General features: G+C 65.9%; 20 protein-coding genes. 9 read left to right on the top strand and 11 right to left on the bottom strand.

Annotated elements, in window-relative coordinates; genetic code table 11:
* Nucleotides 1-103: 103 nt before the first annotated feature.
* The 8 genes from AAFG50_RS41955 to dnaK form a co-directional block, all read right to left on the bottom strand.
* Nucleotides 104-727 (bottom strand): 2,3-bisphosphoglycerate-dependent phosphoglycerate mutase, encoded by a 624-nt coding sequence (locus AAFG50_RS41955; RefSeq protein WP_011083512.1) that lies wholly within the window; start codon nucleotides 725-727, stop codon nucleotides 104-106.
* A 27-nt stretch (nucleotides 728-754) separates the two neighbouring features.
* Entirely contained in the window at nucleotides 755-1,570 is an 816-nt protein-coding gene (gene dapB / locus AAFG50_RS41960; RefSeq protein WP_028172456.1) for a 4-hydroxy-tetrahydrodipicolinate reductase, read from the bottom strand.
* A 153-nt stretch (nucleotides 1,571-1,723) separates the two neighbouring features.
* A complete protein-coding gene (locus AAFG50_RS41965) occupies nucleotides 1,724-2,035 on the bottom strand; it encodes a DUF1330 domain-containing protein (RefSeq protein WP_011083510.1) in 312 nt (103 codons plus the stop codon).
* A gap of 119 nt (nucleotides 2,036-2,154) precedes the next feature.
* Nucleotides 2,155-2,868 (bottom strand): orotidine-5'-phosphate decarboxylase, encoded by a 714-nt coding sequence (gene pyrF / locus AAFG50_RS41970; protein ID WP_011083509.1) that lies wholly within the window; start codon nucleotides 2,866-2,868, stop codon nucleotides 2,155-2,157.
* Nucleotides 2,869-2,874: 6 nt separating this feature from the next.
* On the bottom strand, nucleotides 2,875-3,453 hold the full coding sequence (locus AAFG50_RS41975; RefSeq protein ID WP_011083508.1) for an NAD(P)H-dependent oxidoreductase: 579 nt from the start codon (nucleotides 3,451-3,453) through the stop codon (nucleotides 2,875-2,877).
* A 57-nt stretch (nucleotides 3,454-3,510) separates the two neighbouring features.
* The gene (locus tag AAFG50_RS41980; protein WP_007598495.1) at nucleotides 3,511-4,110 is read right to left on the bottom strand and encodes an rRNA adenine N-6-methyltransferase family protein; all 600 of its coding nucleotides are present in this window, start codon (nucleotides 4,108-4,110) and stop codon (nucleotides 3,511-3,513) included.
* Nucleotides 4,111-4,197: 87 nt separating this feature from the next.
* Nucleotides 4,198-5,331 (bottom strand): molecular chaperone DnaJ, encoded by a 1,134-nt coding sequence (dnaJ, locus tag AAFG50_RS41985; RefSeq protein WP_011083507.1) that lies wholly within the window; start codon nucleotides 5,329-5,331, stop codon nucleotides 4,198-4,200.
* 245 nt (nucleotides 5,332-5,576) lie between these two features.
* Nucleotides 5,577-7,478 carry a molecular chaperone DnaK gene (dnaK, locus tag AAFG50_RS41990; RefSeq protein WP_011083506.1) on the bottom strand — a complete coding sequence of 634 codons (1,902 nt, stop codon included), beginning with the start codon at nucleotides 7,476-7,478 and terminating at the stop codon, nucleotides 5,577-5,579.
* A 396-nt stretch (nucleotides 7,479-7,874) separates the two neighbouring features.
* Here dnaK and AAFG50_RS41995 point away from each other — a divergent pair, with 396 nt between their 5' ends.
* Nucleotides 7,875-8,816 carry a hypothetical protein gene (locus tag AAFG50_RS41995; RefSeq protein WP_028172455.1) on the top strand — a complete coding sequence of 314 codons (942 nt, stop codon included), beginning with the start codon at nucleotides 7,875-7,877 and terminating at the stop codon, nucleotides 8,814-8,816.
* 264 nt (nucleotides 8,817-9,080) lie between these two features.
* Nucleotides 9,081-9,803 (top strand): bifunctional nicotinamidase/pyrazinamidase, encoded by a 723-nt coding sequence (gene pncA / locus AAFG50_RS42000; protein WP_011083504.1) that lies wholly within the window; start codon nucleotides 9,081-9,083, stop codon nucleotides 9,801-9,803.
* A 100-nt stretch (nucleotides 9,804-9,903) separates the two neighbouring features.
* Here the strand turns inward: pncA and grpE are convergent, their stop codons facing one another.
* Both grpE and hrcA read right to left on the bottom strand, forming a co-directional pair.
* Nucleotides 9,904-10,521: a nucleotide exchange factor GrpE gene (grpE, locus tag AAFG50_RS42005; RefSeq protein ID WP_028172454.1), complete on the bottom strand. Its 618-nt coding sequence runs from the start codon at nucleotides 10,519-10,521 to the stop codon at nucleotides 9,904-9,906.
* Nucleotides 10,522-10,618: 97 nt separating this feature from the next.
* A complete protein-coding gene (gene hrcA, locus AAFG50_RS42010) occupies nucleotides 10,619-11,707 on the bottom strand; it encodes a heat-inducible transcriptional repressor HrcA (protein ID WP_011083502.1) in 1,089 nt (362 codons plus the stop codon).
* 175 nt (nucleotides 11,708-11,882) lie between these two features.
* Between hrcA and rph the strand changes: the two genes are divergently transcribed.
* From rph to hemW, 3 genes are read left to right on the top strand one after another with little or no spacing between them, the layout of a single operon-like run.
* Nucleotides 11,883-12,596, top strand: coding sequence for a ribonuclease PH (rph, locus tag AAFG50_RS42015; RefSeq protein WP_011083501.1), 714 nt, complete (start codon nucleotides 11,883-11,885; stop codon nucleotides 12,594-12,596).
* A gap of 11 nt (nucleotides 12,597-12,607) precedes the next feature.
* The gene (gene rdgB, locus AAFG50_RS42020; protein WP_011083500.1) at nucleotides 12,608-13,243 is read left to right on the top strand and encodes an RdgB/HAM1 family non-canonical purine NTP pyrophosphatase; all 636 of its coding nucleotides are present in this window, start codon (nucleotides 12,608-12,610) and stop codon (nucleotides 13,241-13,243) included.
* The gene (hemW, locus tag AAFG50_RS42025) at nucleotides 13,230-14,384 is read left to right on the top strand and encodes a radical SAM family heme chaperone HemW (protein WP_028172453.1); all 1,155 of its coding nucleotides are present in this window, start codon (nucleotides 13,230-13,232) and stop codon (nucleotides 14,382-14,384) included. The genes rdgB and hemW overlap by 14 nt, the downstream gene beginning before the upstream one ends.
* Nucleotides 14,385-14,547: 163 nt before the next feature.
* Here hemW and AAFG50_RS42030 read toward each other — a convergent pair whose 3' ends face one another.
* A complete protein-coding gene (locus tag AAFG50_RS42030; RefSeq protein ID WP_028172452.1) occupies nucleotides 14,548-15,783 on the bottom strand; it encodes a penicillin-binding protein activator in 1,236 nt (411 codons plus the stop codon).
* A gap of 353 nt (nucleotides 15,784-16,136) precedes the next feature.
* Here AAFG50_RS42030 and rsmI point away from each other — a divergent pair, with 353 nt between their 5' ends.
* The 4 genes from rsmI to cpaB all read left to right on the top strand — a co-directional run bounded on the left by rsmI (nucleotide 16,137) and on the right by cpaB (nucleotide 19,689).
* Nucleotides 16,137-17,087 (top strand): 16S rRNA (cytidine(1402)-2'-O)-methyltransferase, encoded by a 951-nt coding sequence (rsmI, locus tag AAFG50_RS42035; protein ID WP_028172451.1) that lies wholly within the window; start codon nucleotides 16,137-16,139, stop codon nucleotides 17,085-17,087.
* Complete coding sequence (locus AAFG50_RS42040) at nucleotides 17,074-17,475, top strand: YraN family protein (protein ID WP_028172450.1); 402 nt, start codon at nucleotides 17,074-17,076, stop codon at nucleotides 17,473-17,475. Before rsmI ends, AAFG50_RS42040 begins: the two co-directional genes overlap by 14 nt.
* 10 nt (nucleotides 17,476-17,485) lie before the next feature.
* Entirely contained in the window at nucleotides 17,486-18,430 is a 945-nt protein-coding gene (gene gshB / locus AAFG50_RS42045) for a glutathione synthase (RefSeq protein ID WP_011083495.1), read from the top strand.
* Between the two features lie 446 nt (nucleotides 18,431-18,876).
* Nucleotides 18,877-19,689 carry a Flp pilus assembly protein CpaB gene (cpaB, locus tag AAFG50_RS42050; RefSeq protein ID WP_011083494.1) on the top strand — a complete coding sequence of 271 codons (813 nt, stop codon included), beginning with the start codon at nucleotides 18,877-18,879 and terminating at the stop codon, nucleotides 19,687-19,689.
* Nucleotides 19,690-19,696: the final 7 nt, after the last annotated feature.

Genomic DNA, 19,696 nt, shown 5'->3' on the forward strand with positions numbered 1-19,696 from the left:
TTCCGGGGCGATGCAAGGCATCGAACTATGGTGCGCAACTGCGCACCTGAGAACCTCGAGATTCCGGGTTCACCCTTCGGGCGCCCCGGAATGACGGCGTCTGTTACCCCGCCAGATCCAGCTTCGAGGCCACGGTCGAATCCGCATTCAGGCGGTAGATGATCGGCACACCCGTCGCGAGCTCGCGCTTCAGGATGCCTTCCGGCGACAGCTTCTCCAGCACCATGATCAGCGCGCGCAGCGAGTTGCCGTGGGCGGCAACCAGCGTGCGCTTGCCGTTGAGCACGCTGGGCAAGATCTCCTGCACGTAATAGGGCAGCGCGCGCGCCAGCGTGTCCTTCAGGCTTTCGCCGCCGGGCGGCGGCACGTCGTAGGAGCGGCGCCAGATCAGGACCTGGTCCTCTCCCCATTTCTTGCGGGCGTCGTCCTTGTTGAGGCCGGAGAGGTCGCCATAGTCGCGCTCGTTCAGCGCGAGGTTCTTCTCCGTGGGCAGACCCTTCTGGCCGAGCTCGCCGAGGATGAGGTCGAGCGTGTGCTGCGCACGCGTCAGCACCGACGTGTAGGCGACGTCGAACACGAGCCCCTGCGCCTTCAGCTTGCGGCCGGCTTCCCTGGCCTCCGCGACGCCCTGCTCGGTGAGATCAGGATCCTTCCACCCCGTGAACAGGTTCTTCAGATTCCATTCGCTCTGGCCGTGGCGGACGAGCACGAGAAGACGTTCGCTCATTGACTGCTTTCCGTTGCTTTCTTTCGTTCAGATATCGGCGAGGCCGAGCACGTCGGCCATGGAGTAGTGCCCCGGCTTCTTGCCATGCGCCCACAGTGCCGCCTTCAGCGCGCCATGCGCGAACAGCATGCGGTCCTCGGCCTGATGCGACAGCGTCAGGCGCTCGAACGGGCCGAGGAAGCTGACGCTGTGGTCGCCGGCCGCGGTGCCGCCGCGCAAGGAGGCGAAGCCGATGTTGCCGGGCTTACGTGCCCCGGTGATGCCGTCACGGCCACGGTCCGCATGCTCGTCGAGCGAGATGCCGCGGCCGGCCGCCGCGGCCTGGCCCAGCATCAGCGCGGTGCCGGAGGGCGCATCGATCTTCATGCGGTGATGGGTTTCGACGATCTCGATGTCGAAGCTCTGGTCGAGCGCCTTGGCGACGCGCTTGACCACTGCGGCAAGCAGATTGACGCCCAGGCTCATATTGCCGGACTGCACCACGACCGCGCGATTGGTGACGCTCTTGATCACGGCGTTGTCGGAACCCGAAAGCCCGGTCGTCCCGATGACATGCACGATGCCGCGCTCGGCGGCGATCGCGACGTTGGCGATGGTCGCGGCCGGCACGGTGAAATCGAGGATGCCGTCGGCCTCCTTGGACATTGCCCAGAGATCCGCCGAGACCTTGATGCCATTGGCGGGCAGGCCCGCGAGCACGCCGGCGTCCTTGCCGAGCAGCTCGGAGCCCGGCGCCTCCAGCGCGCCCGCCAGCACCGCGCCTTTGCTCTCGGCAATCGCGCGCGTCAGCGCCCGGCCCATCCGGCCGCCGGCTCCAGCAACAATCAAGCGCATGTCGGACATGGTGTGATCCTCTTCGGGGCCGTTGTAGCGGGGGGACGCAGTTCCGGCAACCGAGGGGGACACCACCGTCATTCCGGGGCGATGCGCAGCATCGAACCCGGAATCTCGAGATTCCGGGTTCGCCCTTTGGGCGCCCCGGAATGACGGCCTACCTCAGCCGTCCGACGGCTGTGCGCCGTCATAGCCCTCGATGATGATGAGGTCGGCAACCGAGTGCGGCTGGCGCACCTTGATGTTGGCCTGGTATTCCGGTGAGTTGTAGCAGGCGATCGCGGTCTCGTAGTCCGGGAATTCGATCACGACGTTGCGGGTGCGGCTGGCACCTTCGACGGTGGTGAACTTGCCGCCGCGGACGACGAAGCGGCCGCCCCATTTCTTGAAGATCGCGCCGTTGGCGACGGCATAAGGCTTGTAGCCCTCGTCACTGTTCACATCGACGCGCCCGATCCAGTAGCCTTTTGCCATTGTTCTTCTCCCTTGTTGTTGTCTCTATTTGAGCATGATCTCCGCGCAAACGCGTTCCGCGTTTGTCGCGATGGAAAACCGCTGCACACTTTGCGCTAACGCGGCCCTTCGGGTCCGGATCATGCTCCCAGCGCCTGCCCGATCTCAGCCTGGATGGCGTCTGCGATCGCCTTGGGCTCAGCGGCTTCCACTACCGGGCGCCCGACGACGAGATAATCGGCGCCCGCGGTGATCGCGCGGCCCGGCGTCATGATGCGTTTCTGATCGCCACTTGCCGAGCCCGCCGGCCGGATGCCGGGCGTGACGAGGCTCATCTGGTGGCCGACGATCTTGCGCAAGGCGCCCACTTCCTCGGGCGACGACACCAGCCCGTCGATGCCGAGCACCTGCGCCTGCTGCGCGCGCGCTTCGACGAGCTCGGCGACGCCGAGCCGGAAACCCGCCGCGTGCAGATCGTCCTCGTTGTAGGAGGTCAGCACGGTGACGGCGAGGATCTTCAGGTTCGAGCCGCCGCGGCCTTCGACAGCGCCCTTCATGGTCTGCGGATAAGCGTGCACGGTGAGGAAGGTCGCGCCCAGCCTGGTGATGCTCTCGACGCCTTGCGCCACGGTGTTGCCGATGTCGTGCAGCTTGAGATCGAGAAAGACCTTCTTGCCCTTGTCCGCGAGCCTCGCAACGAGCGGCAAGCCGCCGGCATAAGCGAGGCGATAGCCGATCTTGTAGAACGTGACGCTGTCGCCGAGCCTTGCGATCATTGCCTCCGCGGCATCAACGCTCGGCAGATCGAGCGCAACGATCAGGCGGTCCTTCGGGGCGATCTCGGCTGGCGTCATGTCACCTCACATCATGCGTTGGGAAATGTCGATCAACTGCGCTACCAGCTCCTTCAACGCGGCGATATCGCCCTCGTTCTTCAGCCTGTCCATATCGTCATAGGCCTCTCCGGCAAAGGCGAGCGTGAGCTGGCTGGCAATCACATTGGCGTGGCAGGAGGTCAGGATCAGCCGCAACGCCTGGAGCGCGCGGGCGGCGCCGAGCCGGCTCTGCGAGGCGCCGGCGAGCGCGAAGGCGCGGTTGCGGAACACCTCGCCGCGCGCCTCGTGCAGCTCATGCACGCGGCTGACCCAGTCGATCGCGTTCTTCAGCAGTGGCGGCACCGAGGCATTGTATTCGGGCGAAACGATCAGCACGCCATGATGCGCGCCGATCATGCGCTTGAGATTGATCGCGTGCTTGGGCACGCCCGACTTGGCCTGGAGGTCGCCGTCGTAGATCGGCAGCGGAAAATCGGCGAGCGAGATGCGGGTGACGTCGACGCCGGCCTGGGCGAATTCATAGGCGGCGAGCGCGGCCAGCTTCGCATTGTGCGAGCCGGTGCGTAGCGAGCCGGGAATGACCAGGATTTTGGGTGCGGACATCCGCTTCCATGCGTTCGGCGAAACGAGCCCGCCGCGCAAAGAGGAATGCCGGCGGAATTAATCCTTGCGATACACCCAGACGCGGGCCGGCGGAAGGTTCATCCAGATCCGTTCCGAAGCCTCTGTGGACACGCCGGGCAGCGATTTCGGGATCGGCGGCACCACCGCATAGGTGAACTGGACGAAGGGCGCGCCGGGCGCGAGCGCCGTGAAAGCGTCGCGAATGAGCCGCAACCGCGTCAGCATCGGTTTGGTGACCAGCGGCAGGCCGGAGACGACGGCGGATGCCGGCGCGCTCAGCACGTTCCAGAGCGTGTCGCGCAGGCGATAGGCATCGCCCTGCACGACCTTGGCCTGCGGATAGCGGTCGCGCAGCAGCGCGCAGAAGCCGGGATTGTACTCGACGAGGACGAGACGCTTCTGGTCGACGCCACGTTCGACCAGGGCCGAGGTGATGGCGCCGGTACCGGGGCCGAGCTCAACCACAGGGGCGTCCGAGTTGACGTCGACGTAATGCGCCATGGTCCGGGCCAGCAGCTTGCCCGACGGCATCACTGCGCCCATGTGGAGCGGCTTTTCGATCCACGATCTGAGAAAGCGCACCTCGTCATCGAGACGAGGCTTCTTCAACGCACGCGCGGACGATGGCAATGGCATGTCTGGACCGGACGGGACCGCAGGACGCGGCGTGTCAGAAAATGGTCATAAAGACGTATAGGCCGAAGGCGATACGGTCAAGACGAGTCAATTCGCCCGACTGCCGAAGAAATCCTTGACCTTGGTGAAGAAACCCTCGGATTCCGGCTGGGTGTTGCCGGAGGAGAGCTTTTCGAACTCGGCCAGCAATTCCTGCTGCTTCTTGGTGAGATTCTGCGGGGTCTCGACCACGACCTGAACGTACATGTCGCCGGTCTGGCGCGAGCGCAGCACCGGCATGCCTTTTGATGCAATGCGGAATCGACGGTTGGACTGGGTCCCGGCCGGCACCTTCACCTTGGCCTTGCCCTTCTCGATGGTCGGCACCTCGAATTCGCCGCCAAGGGCGGCCGTCACCATCGAGATCGGCACCCGGCAATGCAGATCGGCGCCGTCGCGCTGGAAGAACTGGTGCTGGGCCAGCGACAGGAAGATGTAGAGGTCGCCGGGCGGGCCGCCGCGGACACCGGCCTCGCCTTCGCCGGCGAGCCTGATCCGCGTACCGTCCTCGACGCCCTGGGGAATGTTGACCGACAGCGTCCGCTCGCGGGTCACACGGCCCTGGCCCGAGCAGGACGGGCAGGCGTCCTCGATCATCTGGCCGCGGCCCTGGCAACCCGGACAGGTCCGCTCCAGGGTGAAGAAGCCCTGCGACTGCCGCACGCGGCCGGCGCCGCCGCAGGTCGAGCAGGTCTTCGGCTTCGTGCCGGCCTTGGCGCCGATGCCCGAGCAGGCCTCGCAGGTGACCGAGACCGGGATCTCGATCTGCGCGGTCTTGCCGCCAAAGGCCTCCTCGAGCGTGATTTCCATGTTGTAGCGCAGGTCGGCGCCGCGCTCGCGGCCGCCGCGGCCGCGCTGTCCGGCCATGCCGAACAGGTCCTCGAAAATATCGGAGAAGGAGGAGGCGAAGCCCGCGCCGAAACCGGCGCCGCCGCCAGGACCGCCCTGCTCGAAGGCCGCATGGCCGAAACGGTCATAGGCCGCGCGCTTGTCCTTGTCCTTCAGGACCTCGTAGGCCTCGTTGATTTCCTTGAACTTGACCTCGCTGGTGTCGTCCCCCGGATTGCGGTCGGGGTGGAACTTCATCGCCAGCTTGCGGAACGACGACTTCAACTTGGATTCGTCGGCGTCACGTTCGACTTCGAGGGTCTCGTAGTAGCAGCGCTTGGTGGACGTGGACATGTTGAACTCGGTCTATCCAATCGCGATTCAAGTCGGGGCAAAACAATGCTGCCACGCGACGATATAGGCGTCCCTCCGCCTCGCGGCAGAGGGCAGCATGGCAGCGTTGAGAATAACGGCTGGAAATTGATCGATCGTAACGGGAGCGTAGCCCGCCGACCTCGACACGGGAGCCTCCCCCGCGAAGGGGGAGGCCGAAGGAGTGTGTGGGGTCCAAGCCGTCCGCATCATCACCCTCTTGGGGTTCAGGCGGACTTCTTGTTGTTCTTGTCGTCGTCGACTTCGGTGAACTCCGCGTCGACGACGTCGTCCTTGGCCGCGTCCTTCTTGGCGTCGGCCTCGGCCTGCTGCTTGTACATGGCCTCGCCGAGCTTCATCGAAGCCTGGGCCAGCGTCTGGGTCTTGGCCTTGATCGCCTCGGCATCGTCGCCCTTCAGCGCTTCCTTGAGGTCGCTGACGGCATCCTCGATGGCGCGGCGCTCGGTCTCGGCGACCTTCGAACCGTGCTCGGCGAGCGCCTTCTCGGTCGAATGCACCAGACCGTCCGCCTCGTTCTTGGCGGTCACCGCCTCGCGGCGCTTCTTGTCCGCTTCGGCATTGGCCTCGGCGTCCTTGACCATCTTCTCGATGTCGGCTTCCGACAGACCGCCGGAGGCCTGGATGCGGATCTGCTGCTCCTTGCCGGTGGCCTTGTCCTTCGCCGAGACGTTGACGATGCCGTTGGCGTCGATGTCGAAGGTCACCTCGATCTGCGGCATGCCGCGCGGGGCCGGCGGAATGCCCATCAGGTCGAACTGGCCGAGCATCTTGTTGTCGGCCGCCATTTCACGCTCGCCCTGGAAGACGCGGATGGTGACCGCGTTCTGGTTGTCCTCGGCGGTCGAGAACACCTGGCTCTTCTTGGTCGGGATCGTGGTGTTGCGGTCGATGATGCGGGTGAACACGCCGCCTAGCGTCTCGATGCCCAGCGACAGCGGGGTCACGTCGAGCAGCAGCACGTCCTTGACGTCGCCCTGGAGCACGCCGGCCTGGATCGCGGCACCGATCGCCACGACTTCGTCCGGGTTGACGCCCTTGTGCGGCTCCTTGCCGAACAGCTGCTTCACGACTTCCTGGACCTTCGGCATGCGCGACATGCCGCCGACCAGAACCACTTCGCCGATCTCACCGGCGGTGACGCCGGCGTCCTTCAGCGCCTTGCGGCAGGGCTCGACGGTCTTCTGGATGAGGTCGTCGACCAGCGCCTCGAACTTGGCGCGGGTGAGCTTCATCGTCAGATGCTTCGGACCGGTCTGGTCCGCGGTGATGAAGGGCAGGTTGATCTCGGTCTGCGTCGTCGACGACAGCTCGATCTTGGCCTTTTCAGCGGCTTCCTTCAGGCGCTGCAACGCGAGCTTGTCGTTGCGCAGGTTGATGCCCTGCTCCTTCTGGAACTCGTCGGCGAGATAGCCGACCAGGCGCATGTCGAAGTCTTCGCCGCCGAGGAAGGTGTCGCCGTTGGTCGACTTCACCTCGAACACGCCGTCGCCGATTTCGAGAATGGAGATATCGAACGTGCCGCCGCCGAGATCGTACACGGCGATCGTGCCGGTCTTGGTCTTGTCCAGACCATAGGCGAGCGCGGCCGCGGTCGGCTCGTTGATGATGCGCAGCACTTCAAGGCCCGCGATCTTGCCGGCGTCCTTGGTCGCCTGGCGCTGGGCGTCGTTGAAGTAGGCGGGAACGGTGATGACGGCCTGGTCGACCTTCTGGCCGAGATGGGCCTCCGCGGTCTCCTTCATCTTCTGCAGGATGAACGCCGAGACCTGCGAGGGCGAGTAGGTCTGGCCGTCGGCCTCGACCCAGGCGTCGCCGTTGGAAGCCTTCACGATCTTGTACGGAACGAGCTTCTTGTCCTTCTCGACCATCGGGTCGTCGTAGCGGCGGCCGATGAGGCGCTTCACTGCGAAGAAGGTGCGCTCGGGATTGGTGACGGCCTGGCGCTTGGCCGGCTGGCCGACGAGGCGCTCACCGTCGTCGGTGACGGCGACGATCGAAGGCGTCGTGCGCATGCCCTCGGAATTCTCGATGACTTTGGCGTTCTTGCCATCCATCACGGCGACGCACGAGTTCGTGGTGCCGAGGTCGATCCCAATGACCTTTCCCATGGTCCTGATATCCTTCTTTTTGCGGCAGGTTGGTTGGGCCCAGAAGGCACCCGAACCGAAACCCCCTAAGATCAAACATTCGCGATATTGCGATGGTTGAGGCTCATATAGGAGGGGGGGAGGGGCCCGCAAGGACCGAACGCAAGTTTCGGCCGTGAAAACATTGGGTTTTGGAAGATCATATCCGGGCCCAGCCGCCCTTGCGGGTGAGGAATTATTAACAGGTCCGGGCTTCGGCAAGCCCCCGTTACCGCGATCCGGCCTGCCCTGTTGCGGCAGGGCCAAACCGGCTAAAAGGCGGACCGGCCGGAGCGCCGCACCCAGGCTGCTTCGCGCGACAAAGCGGCCCGGTGGCCGACCATCGAACGGCCTCAATGTGAACCAATCAGAGTGCCCATGAAGCTGATCCGTCCCCTCGCCGCGCTCGCCCTCCTCGCCGTCTCCGCGCTTCCGGCCTTTGCTGCCGACGCCGTTTTCCCGCCCGGACTGCGCCTCGGCATGGTGCCGCTGGTCGGCCTCAGCACGGCCAAGACCTTTCCGGGCTTCGAGAGCGAGGACGGCACCGTCAAGGTGCTGATCACCGAGCTGCCGCCGGCGGCCTATGGCGAGGTCGTGAGCGCCTTCAATTCCAATCCGGCCGGCGTCAACGGCGTCAAGCAGGACAAGATCGAGACCCCCGCGGGCCTTGCCTATTTCACCACCGAGAGCGGCAAGGCCGGCGAGACGGCGGTGAAACGCTATTCGATGATCGTGCCGGGCGCCGGCTTCTCCGGCTATGTCGCGGTGCAGATCCCGGAGAACGCGACCAAGATCTACACCGACGAGGCGGTGCGGCAGATGTTTGCGAGCACTGTGACCCGCAAGCAGGTCTCGGCCGAAGAGCAGATCGCGCTGATGCCGTTCAAGATCACCGATCTCGCCGACTTCAAGGACATCCGCACGCTGGCGCCGGGGTCCAGCATCATCCTGGCCGACGGCAACGAGAGCACGGGCTACGAGTCGAAGCCGTTCATGATCCTCGGCCTGATCGGCGCCACCCCGCAAGCCGCCGACGACCGCGCCCGCTTCGCCCAGGAGGCGGCGCTCCAGATCCCCGGCGTGCGCGAATCGCGCGTCACCATGTCCGAGCCGATCCGCATCAACGGCCAGCAGGGCTTCGAGACCCGGATCGACGGCGTCAGCGGCAAGGACAAGACCCCGGTGACCGTGGTGCAGTGGATCCGCTTCTCGAGCGGCGGCGCCTCGCTGCGCATCATCGCCAGCGCCCCGCGCGACCAGTGGCAAGCCGCCTTCACCCGCTTCCGCGCCGTGCGCGACGGCATCCAGCCGAAGGGGTAGCTGCATCCGCAAGCGAGATGCGCTCCCTCCCCCGCGTGCGGGGGAGGGTTGGGGAGAGGGTGTCTCAACAACGAAGACTCCCCCAGAGGAGAGAACCCTCACCCGGCGATACGCGCCGACCTCTCCCGCAAGCGGGAGAGGTGCACCGAGTACGCGGCTGAGCCCACCCTCTCACCAAAACCGGCTGCATTTTCGGGCTTCTGTTCGTGCACAAGCGGAACTAGGCTCCTGCCCAATCGAGTTCATCCTGGAGGGAGGCGAACGATGCTAGATCGGCGGCAAGTCTTGGCGGCGCTTGGGACGAGCGCCCTCGTAGCCCTCGCGCCAACCGCACTTCTTGCGGCCGCATCGATCAAGCCGGACGATGCGTCCGCGCTGCTCGTGATCGACGTGCAGAACTGCTTCCTGCCGGGCGGCAGCCTCGCGGTGAAGGAAGGCGAGCAGGTGGTGCCCGTCATCAACAAGATCTCGAAAGCGTTTTCGAATGTGGTGATGACGCAGGACTGGCACACGCCCGGCCACGTTTCGTTTGCGTCGGTACACTCCGGCAAGAAGCCGTTCGAGACCATCGACCTGCCTTACGGCAAGCAGGTGCTGTGGCCCGACCATTGCGTGCAGGGCACTGACGGCGCTTCGCTGTCGAAGGACCTCGCAATCCCGCACGCCGAGCTCATCATCCGCAAGGGTTTTCACAAGGACGTCGACAGCTACTCGGCCTTCCTCGAAGCCGACGGCAAGACCTCGACCGGCCTCGCCGGCTATTTGAAGGGCCGCAAGATCAAGCGCGTCTTCGTCGCTGGCCTCGCGACAGATTTCTGCGTCGCCTGGACCGCGCTCGACGCGCGCAAGGCGGGCTTCGAAGTCTATGTCGTGGAAGACGCCTGCCGCGGCATCGACACGCAGGGCTCGCTGGCAAAAGCCTGGGCCGACATGGCCAAGGCCGGCGTGAAGCGGATTCAGTCTGCGGATATCGCGGCGAGCGCGTAAGACCAGCCATCAGTCGTTCCGGGGCGGCTCGAAGAGCCGAACCCGGAATCTCGAGATTCCGGGTTCGATGCTTCGCATCGCCCCGGAATGACGTCAGAACTCAGTTCGCCGCGCTGTTCGGCTCGTTGGTGTTGGCGGCGGACGCAGCCTTCGCGCCGCCCTTGGCGACCCCAACGAGGGCCGGACGCAGCACGCGCTCGCCGATGGTGTAGCCGGCCTGCATGACCTGCACGACCGTACCGGCGGGCACCGACGCATCAGGCACTTCGAACATCGCCTGCTGGAAGTTCGGGTCGAACTTCTGACCCTGCGGATCGAACTTCTTCACGCCGTGCTTTTCCAGCGCGTTGAGCAGCGAGCGCTCGGTGAGCTCGACGCCCTCGATCAGCGAGGTCAGGCCGGGATCGGCCGCGGCGCGGGCCTCGGCGGGAACCGCGTCGAGCGCGCGCTGGAGATTGTCGGCGATGTCGAGCACGTCGCGGGCAAAGCCGGTGATGCCGTAGAGACGGGCGTCGGCGACCTCCTTGGTGGTGCGCTTGCGCAGATTTTCCATCTCCGCCAGCGTCCGCAGCATACGGTCGCGCGCCTCGGCGGCTTCCTTCTGCAACAGCTCGACCGAGCCCGGCTCGGGATCGTCGGGCATGATGTAGGGCTTCGACACCACGGGCTCGCCGGTCGGCGCGGTCGTGTCTTCGGGTTGCCGGTCTCGATCGGTCATCGGCTCTCTTTTCGAATTTGTCTCAGGGATTTTTCTGGCCCGGATATCGTGCTTCGGACGCCGAAAATCAAGCGCCCGTGATCGCCTCAGCCGCCGGTCAGCCCCCCAGAAGGCGGCTGACGATCCGGGCGGCGTAGTCCACGGTCGGGATCACACGGGCATAATTCAGCCGTGTCGGCCCGATCACACCCAGAACGCCGACGATGTGGCCGGCGGCATCCCGATACGGCGAGATGATGGTCGAGGAGCCCGACAAGGAAAACAGCTTGTTCTCCGAACCGATGAAAATCCTCACGCCTTCCGCGGTCTCGGCCCGGCCGAGCAGGTCGATGACGCCGCGCTTGGTCTCGAGGTCGTCGAACAAGAGGCGGACCCGCTCCAGATCCTCCAGCGCGTGCAAATCTTCCAGCAGATTGGCGTGGCCGCGGACGATGAGCTGGCGGTCCTCGTTCTCGCCGCCGGACCAGCTGGCGATCCCGGCCGAAATCACCTTCTGCGTCAGCTGATCGAGCTCGGCACGGGCCTCCCCGAGCGCGGTTTCGAGCTCGAGCCGCGCTTCGGCCAGGGTCCGGCCGCGAATCCGCGAATTGAGGAAATTGCCGGCCTCGGTGATCGCCGAGGAGGGAACTCCGGGTGGCAGCGTCAGCACGCGGTTTTCGACCTGGCCGTCCTCGCCGACCAGGATCACCAGCGCTTTTTCCGGTTCCAGCCGGACGAATTCGATGTGTTTCAGCCGCGCGTTGGATTTCGGCGTCAGCACCACCGCGGCGGCGCGGGTCAGGCCCGACAGCCGCGTCAGCGCCTGGTCCAGCGCCGCCTCGACCGACTGCGCCTGACCGACGGAGGTGAGCTGGCTCTGGATCGACTGCCGCTCAGCGTCATTGAGGTCGCCCACCTGCATCAAGGCGTCGACGAAGAAGCGCAGGCCGAGTTCCGTCGGCAGCCGGCCGGCGGACGTATGCGGGGCATAGATCAGGCCAAGCTGTTCCAGATCGGCCATGACGTTGCGAACCGAGGCCGGCGACAGCGGCATCGCGATCAGCCGTGAAATATTGCGTGAGCCCACCGGCTCGCCGGTTGCGAGATAGCTTTCGACAATTTGACGAAAGATGTCGCGGGACCGCTCATTCAGCTGGGCGAGCCCTGCGCGCGGCGCGATCAGATGGATCGGATCGTGATGGGCCACAGACAGCAACTCCTCTCAGATGCTTACAATTTGGCCATCCGGGAGGTCCCTGACAAGCGTGGTTTTGCACTTGCTCGACAAGTTGCTTGGGGACCGAAAAGGCCTTGCCGCTCACCCTCACCCCACCTACAAGCACCGCGAACAGCCTATTCCCGTGAGTTTTGGAGGATTTCCCATGCGGCCAAGCCGCCGTGCGCCCGACGAATTGCGCCCCGTGACGCTGGAGCGCGGCGTGGTCAAATATGCGGAAGGCTCCTGCCTGGTGAAATTCGGCGACACCCATGTGCTGGTCACCGCCACGCTGGAGGACCGCCTGCCGCCGTGGCTGAAGGGCCAGGGCCGCGGCTGGGTCACCGCGGAATACGGCATGCTGCCGCGCGCGACCTCGGAACGCACCCGCCGCGAGGCCTCCGCCGGCAAGCAGAGCGGCCGCACCGTCGAGATCCAGCGCCTGATTGGCCGCTCCCTTCGCACCATCATCAATCTCGAAGCGCTCGGCGAGCGCCAGATCACGGTCGATTGCGACGTGCTCCAGGCCGACGGCGGCACGCGCACGGCCTCGATCACCGGCGCCTGGGTCGCGCTCGCCGATTGCGTCAACTGGATGAAGGCGCGCAACATGGTCAAGGCCAACGTGCTGCGCGACAACGTCGCCGCGATCTCCTGCGGCATCTACAACGGCACGCCCGTGCTCGACCTCGACTATGCCGAGGATTCGGAAGCCCAGACCGACGCCAATTTCGTCATGACCGGCGATGGCCGCATCATCGAGGTGCAGGGCACCGCGGAACGCGAACCGTTCACACAAGACGAGCTCCTGGCGCTGATGGCGCTGGCCCAGAAGGGTATCGCGCGCCTCGTGGACTTGCAGAAACTGGCCGTCGCGTAGTCAATAGGCCCATGCACCGCCGAATCACCGGAAAGCTCGTCATCGCCACCCACAATCCCGGCAAGCTCGCCGAGATGAAGGAGCTTTTGGCGCCTTACGGCATCGAGGCGGTGTCGGCCGGCGAGCTCGGCCTTTCCGAGCCGGACGAGACCGGCAACGATTTTCGCAGCAACGCCGCGATCAAGGCGATCGCGGCCGCGCACGCGTCCAAGCTTCCGTCCTTCGCCGATGATTCCGGCATCGTGGTCGACGCGCTCGACGGCGCGCCCGGCATCTACAGTGCGCGCTGGGCCGGACCGACCAAGGACTTCACCGCGGCGATGACGCGGATCGAGCGCCTGTTGCAGGAGCGCGGCGCGACCGCGCCCGACAAGCGCAAGGCGCACTTCGTCTCCGCGCTCTGCGTCGCCTGGCCCGACGATCATCTCGAAGAGGTCGAGGCGCGCGTCGACGGCACGCTGGTCTGGCCGCCGCGCGGCACCGCCGGCTTCGGCTATGATCCGATGTTTCGGCCCGACGGGCACACGCGCACCTTCGGCGAGATGACCAGCATCGAGAAGCACGGCCTGCCGCCGCTCGGCCTTGCCCTGTCGCACCGTGCCCGCGCCTTCGTGAAACTGGCGGAGATCTGCCTTGAGCCGCGCTAACGAAGCCTTCGGCGTCTACGTGCACTGGCCGTTCTGCCTGTCGAAGTGCCCCTATTGCGACTTCAACAGCCATGTCCGCCATGCCGCAATCGACGAAGCACGCTTCGCCTCCGCCTTCGCGCGCGAGATCGAAACGACCGCGCAGCGCGCGCCCGGCCGCGAGGTCACCTCGATCTTCCTCGGCGGCGGCACGCCGTCGCTGATGCAGCCCGCGACCGTCGGCGCCGTGCTCGATTCGATCGGCAAGCACTGGCAGGTCGCTCGTGATGTCGAAGTCACGCTGGAAGCGAACCCGACCAGCGTCGAGGCCACGCGCTTCGCCGGCTATCGCGCCGCCGGCGTCAACCGCGTCTCGCTCGGCGTGCAGGCGCTCGACGATGCTTCGCTGAAGGCGCTCGGCCGCATGCACAGCGCGCGCGAAGCGCTGGACGCGGTCGCCATCGCGCGCCGCTCGTTCGAGCGTTATTCGTTCGACCTGATCTACGCCCGCCCCGACCAGACGCCGGCGATGTGGGCCGATGAACTGCGTCTTGCGATCGCGGAGGCGGCCGAGCATCTGTCGCTCTATCAATTGACGATCGAGGAGGGCACGCCGTTTTTCGGCCTGCACCAGGCCGGCAAATTGAAGACGCCGGACGAGGCGGTCGCGCGCGCGCTCTACGACGTCACGCAGGAAACCTGCGACAAGCTCGGCCTGCCCGCTTACGAGATCTCCAATCACGCGCGGCGCGGCGCCGAATGCCGGCACAATCTGGTCTACTGGCGCGGCGACGAATATGCCGGCATCGGCCCCGGCGCGCACGGCCGGCTCGATATCGACGGGATCAGGCACGCCACCGCCACCGAGAAGCGTCCCGAAGCCTGGCTGTTGCGGGTCGAGACCAACGGCCACGGCGTCGTCACCGACGATCTCCTCAACAGCGAGGAGCGCGCCGATGAATTTTTGCTGATGGGACTCCGTCTCGCCGAAGGCATCGATCCCGAACGCTACACCGCCCTCTCCGGCCGCGCGCTCGACCCCAAGCGCATCGCGCTGCTGCGTGAGGAAGGCGCGATCACGGTCGATGCGACGGGACGGCTGCGCGTGACCAGCAGCGGATTCCCGGTGCTGGATGCGGTGGTCGCGGATCTGGCGGCCTGAGCTCTCTCCCCATCGTCGTCCTGGCGAAAGCCAGGACCCATTACCCCAGGGAGGAGTTTGGCGAAGAGTCCCAATTATTCTTTGCTGGTACTCGCACTGTAGTCACTCGATAGATCACGCGGTATGGGTCCTGGCTTTCGCCAGGACGACGGCGAAAGAACAGCTAAGCCCCAAAACTCTTCGGCGAGCCCGCGACCGCGACGCCGCCGCCGGTCGTCACCTTCATCACCGCAAGGCCACGTTCGTTGGTGCCGTCGGCGCGGAAGCGGAACAGGCCGTCGATGCCGGCAAAGCCCGAGGGGTTGGTGAGCACGTCGGACGAGAAGCGCGTGGTGCCCTGCGTGCGCGCGAGCGCGGCGACGAGGGCGACCGCGTCATAGGCGAGCGTTGCGGTGCGAATCGGCTCGGCACCGTATTTGGTGCGGTAGCGGCCGGAGAAGGCGCGGAAGCCGGCCGGATCCGGTGCGGCGTAGAGGCCGCCTTGCAGGTTCGCATTCGCGTAGACGCGCGGATTGTCCCACAGGCCGGTGCCGAGCAGCTGGATGTTGCGCAAGTTCGCGCCGGCGGCCGTCATCGCATCGGCGACCGTCACCACCGCATCGCCGTCATCGGCGATGAACAGCGCATCCGCGCTGCCGAGCTGCTGCGCCACGGTGCGCGCCGGCGTGGCGCGGTCGGCACCATATTTCTCGAACGCGACGATGCGGCCGCCGCGCCGCGGCACCGCCGCCTTCACTGCGGCCTCGACCACATTGCCATAGGCATTGTCGGGCACGAGCACGGCGACGGAGCGTTTTCCCATGCTGGCGGAATATTCGACGATGCGATTGACGTCGGACTCCGGCAGGAATGAGAGCAGATAGACGCCGCGGCCGGCGATGCTGGAATCGGTCGAGAACGCGATCACGGAAATGCCGCGCGTGCGCGCGACCTGCGCCACCGCCGGCACCGACTGCGCGAACAGCGGTCCCAAAATGATCTCGGCGCCTTCGTCGATCGCCTGCTGCGCACCGGCCTGCGCGCCTTGCGGGCTGCCGTTGTCGTCCTTGATCAGGAGCTGGATGTTCGGATTCTGGAATTCGGCCAGCGCCATCTCGGCGGCGTTGCGCATGGATTGCGCGGCGAGGCCGGCGTTGCCGGCGGCCGAGAGCGGCAGGATCACGGCAACCTTCACCCCGCCGGTGCCGGCGGTGGTGGCCTGTTGCGGCGGCCCGGCCGGCTGAGCCGGGGGCGTAGAGGAGCTGCTGAAGGGATTAGAGAACTGGCTCAGGCTCTGCTGCACGCCGGCGCAGGCCGACAGCAAGGGCGCACCGAGCAACAGGCCGAGCGCGCTCCGCCGGGTCGCACCCGACGATTGGGGCCCCGGATCGGGAGATTTTGGATGACGCGGGCCCAGCATGGTGGCTTCTCTTCTGACCTGCCGTCGCCGGCCGGTCACAACAAACTTGTCGCGACAGAAGCCGCGGATTCAGGCATATTGTCGGCAAATAGTTAACCAAAACAAAAGGATAATGACCGCTTAACGCGACCGCACCTTAAAGTCCCGGCCAGCTGTCCGCCATCGGTCACCCAGCATCAAGGCGGCGTTTCCGCCGCGAATATGGCGCTGACGCTGCATTCCCTCTGGAATGTGATGCCGGATGGATCACATTCCACTCCTCTTCAGTCCTTGCCCCGCCCCTTGGCCTAGCCGCGATCTTTTTCGGAGGACCGGTTCCCAGCCCCGGGGATCATGCCTAAGTTCGTTTCATTATGCGCGCAAAGCCGGCCCCGATAAATACGCCTGAAGGCCCAGACGCCGCCCCGCGCGGCTTCTCCATCGACGCCCATCGTCTTGCGGCGCCGAAAGCGGCCGCGGGCCTCTATCTGGTCGCGACCCCGATCGGCAATCTCGGCGACATCACGCTGCGCGCGCTTCAGACGCTCGCCGGGGTCGACGTCATCGCCTGCGAGGACACCCGCATCACGCGACGCCTGACCGAGCGCTACGACATTTCCGCGCAGCTCAAGCCCTATCACGAGCACAATGCCGAGGCGGCGCGCCCGAAGATCCTGGAGCGGCTTTCGCAGGGCGGCTCGATCGCGCTGGTGTCGGACGCCGGCACGCCGCTGATCTCCGATCCCGGCTTCAAGCTGGTGCGCGAGGTGTGCGCCGCCGGCCATGCCGTCTACGCGCTGCCCGGCCCCTCCTCGGTGCTGGCGGCGCTGTCGGTCGCCGCGCTGCCGACCGACCGCTTCTTCTTCGAGGGCTTTCTGCCGGCAAAATCCGCCGCGCGCCGCTCGCGCCTTGCCGAGCTTGCCCGCATCGATGCGACGCTGGTGATGTTCGAGTCCGGCAACCGCGTGCAGGACACGCTCGCCGATCTCGCCGAGATCATGGGGACGCGCGAGGCCGCGATCTGCCGCGAGCTGACGAAGCTGCACGAGGAGATTTCGCGCGCGACGTTGACCGAGCTGGCACGCGAGGCGGATGCGCTGGAGACGCGCGGCGAGTTCGTGCTGGTGATCGCACCGCCCGCGGCGGACGCCGAGATGCTGACATCGGATGCGCTCGACGAACTCCTGCGCGCGCAGCTGGCGACGCACAGCGTCAAGGACGCCGTGGCCCATGCCGTCGCGCTGTCCGGCCGGCCGCGGCGCGAGGTCTATGCCCGCGCACTCGAGCTCGCAAAAGATTTGCGGGGCGGCGATGGCGAAGCCTGAGGGCGGAGCGGAACCGAAAGTCGCCTCACCCGAGCGCGTCGCCGCGTTCCGCACCGGCATCTCGGCCGAGAGCCGCGCCGCCGCCTATCTCATCGCCAAAGGCTATCGCATCCTCGCCAAGCGCTATCGCACCCCGCATGGCGAGATCGACATCGTGGCGCGCCGGCGCAATTTGATCGCCTTCGTCGAGGTCAAGGCACGCGCCAGCCTCGACGATGCGGCCTATGCGGTGACGCCGCGCCAGCAGCAGCGCATCATCGACGCCGCGCAAGGCTGGCTCGCAGCGCATCCCGAGCATGCCGAATTCGAATTGCGATTCGACGCCATGCTGATTGCGCCGCGATCACTTCCACGCCATGTGTTGGCAGCATTCGACGCCTCGACCTGAAAGGCAGACCATGAAACTGAACGTCGCCGTCCAGATGGATCCCATCGCCCGCATCAATATCAAGGGCGATTCCACCTTCGCGCTGCTTCTGGAGGCGCAGAAGCGCGGCCACGGCCTGTCCTATTACACGCCCGACAAGCTCTCGATGATCGGCGAAGAGCTGGTCGCGCCGGTGCAGCTGCTGACCGTGCGCGACGAGCCCGGCGACCATTTCACCCTCGGGGAGCCCAAGCGCGAGGCACTCAACGGCTTCGACGTGGTGCTGCTGCGCCAGGACCCGCCGTTCGACCTCGCCTACATCACCTCGACCCATTTCCTGGAGCGGATTCATCCGAAGACGCTGGTCGTCAACGATCCGGCCTCGGTGCGCAACGCGCCGGAAAAGCTGTTCGTGATGAACTTTCCGCAGCTGATGCCGCCGACCCTGATCTCGCGCGACCTCGACGAGATCAACGCGTTCCGAGACAAGCACGGCGCCGTCGTGATGAAGCCGCTGCACGGCCATGGCGGCGCGGCGGTGTTCCGCGTGATGCCGCAGGACATGAATTTCGGCTCGCTGTTCGACATGTTCACGGTCACGTTCAAGGAGCCCTGGGTGATCCAGCAGTTCATCCCCGAGGTGAAGCACGGCGACAAGCGCATCATCCTGGTCAACGGCGAGTTCGCCGGCGCGGTGAACCGCGTGCCCGCTGCCGACGACCTCCGCTCCAACATGGTGCGCGGCGGCGCGGCGCAGGAGACCGAGCTCACCCCGCGCGAGCGCGAGATCTGCGCCACCGTCGGCCCGGCGCTGCGCGAACGCGGCCTGCTGTTCGTCGGCATCGACGTCATCAACGGCAACCTCACCGAGATCAACGTGACATCGCCAACGGGCATCCGCGCCATCGCGCGGCTCGGCGGCCCGGACGTGGCGGCGAAGGTCTGGGACACGATCGAGCAGAAGCGGGCGAAGTAGGGCTCGCACGCTGTCTCCCCCAACGTCGTCCTGGCGAACGCCAGGACCCATTACCCCGACTGCCGGTTTGACGAAGATTGGCGCGACCACCTCTTTAACAATTCACGGCGGTGGTAATGGGTCCTGGCGTTCGCCAGGACGACACCGATGATGTGGCGCATTGCTTCCGTCTTGTTGGCATGACGGCGCGACGCCAGCTCCCACGTCACTAACCACCCATTCACCATGACACCGCGCGCATCGTTCGAATGAACGTCCGCACTGCGTGAATCTACGGGGGCCGCTGGCCGACCGAATAACGCCACGTTCACCATCTGCCCAGAACTCGGGCCGTAGCCGGCCGTCGCATTCGTAACCGCAACACCCCTTATACTTTTACTCCCTACTCATCGACACGGGGAGCCCGCCACGTGCGGTTCGAGTGCCCCGCGTAAGAGTAGAGGCGTATGAATACCGCACGCATTGTCGTTCTCGTCATCGCACTGGGCGCCGGCGGCGTCGCTGCGTATCTGGCGAGCGGCTACGACAACAAGCCCGCGCCCGCGCTTCCCGTCGCCGAGAAGCTGCCGACGGTCGAGGTTCTCGTCGCGAAAAACGATATCCAGCTTGGCCAGGCCGTGAAGCCAGAGGACCTGCAATGGCAGTCCTGGCCGGCGGCAACCGCCAGCGGCGCCTTCATCCGCCGCGACAGCAGGCCCGAGGCGCAGACCCAGATCGCCGGCTCGATCGCGCGCGTGCCGTTGATGCAGGGCGAGCCGATCCGCGAGCAGAAGCTGGTGCGGGCCGAGGGCTCCGGCTTCATGGCCGCGATTCTGCCGTCGGGCATGCGCGCCGTTTCCACCGACGTTACAGCCGAGACCAGCGCCGGCGGCTTCATCCTGCCGAACGACCGCGTCGACATCGTCCTGACCCGCCGCCTGAAGAATCCCGACGTCAACGGCCCGACCGCCGGCAACGACCTCATCCTGTCCGAGGTCATCCTGACCAACATCCGCGTGCTCGCGATCGACCAGGCACCGAAGGAAAAGGACGGCCAGAACGCCGTGGTCGGCAAGACCGTCACGCTCGAGCTCAAGCCGGACCAGGTCGCAACGCTCACCGCGGCGCGCCAGGGCGGCACGCTCCAGCTTGCGCTGCGGAGCATCGTCGATGCCAACGCAACCGAGCTCACGGCCGAGGACCTGGCGATCAAGCGTTCCGGCGGAGTCAACGTGATCCGCTACGGCGTCCAGGTGCGACAACTGACGTCACAGAAGTGATGGGGAT

Source organism: Bradyrhizobium sp. B039 (assembly GCF_038965675.1).
In the GTDB taxonomy this organism is placed as follows: domain Bacteria; phylum Pseudomonadota; class Alphaproteobacteria; order Rhizobiales; family Xanthobacteraceae; genus Bradyrhizobium; species Bradyrhizobium diazoefficiens.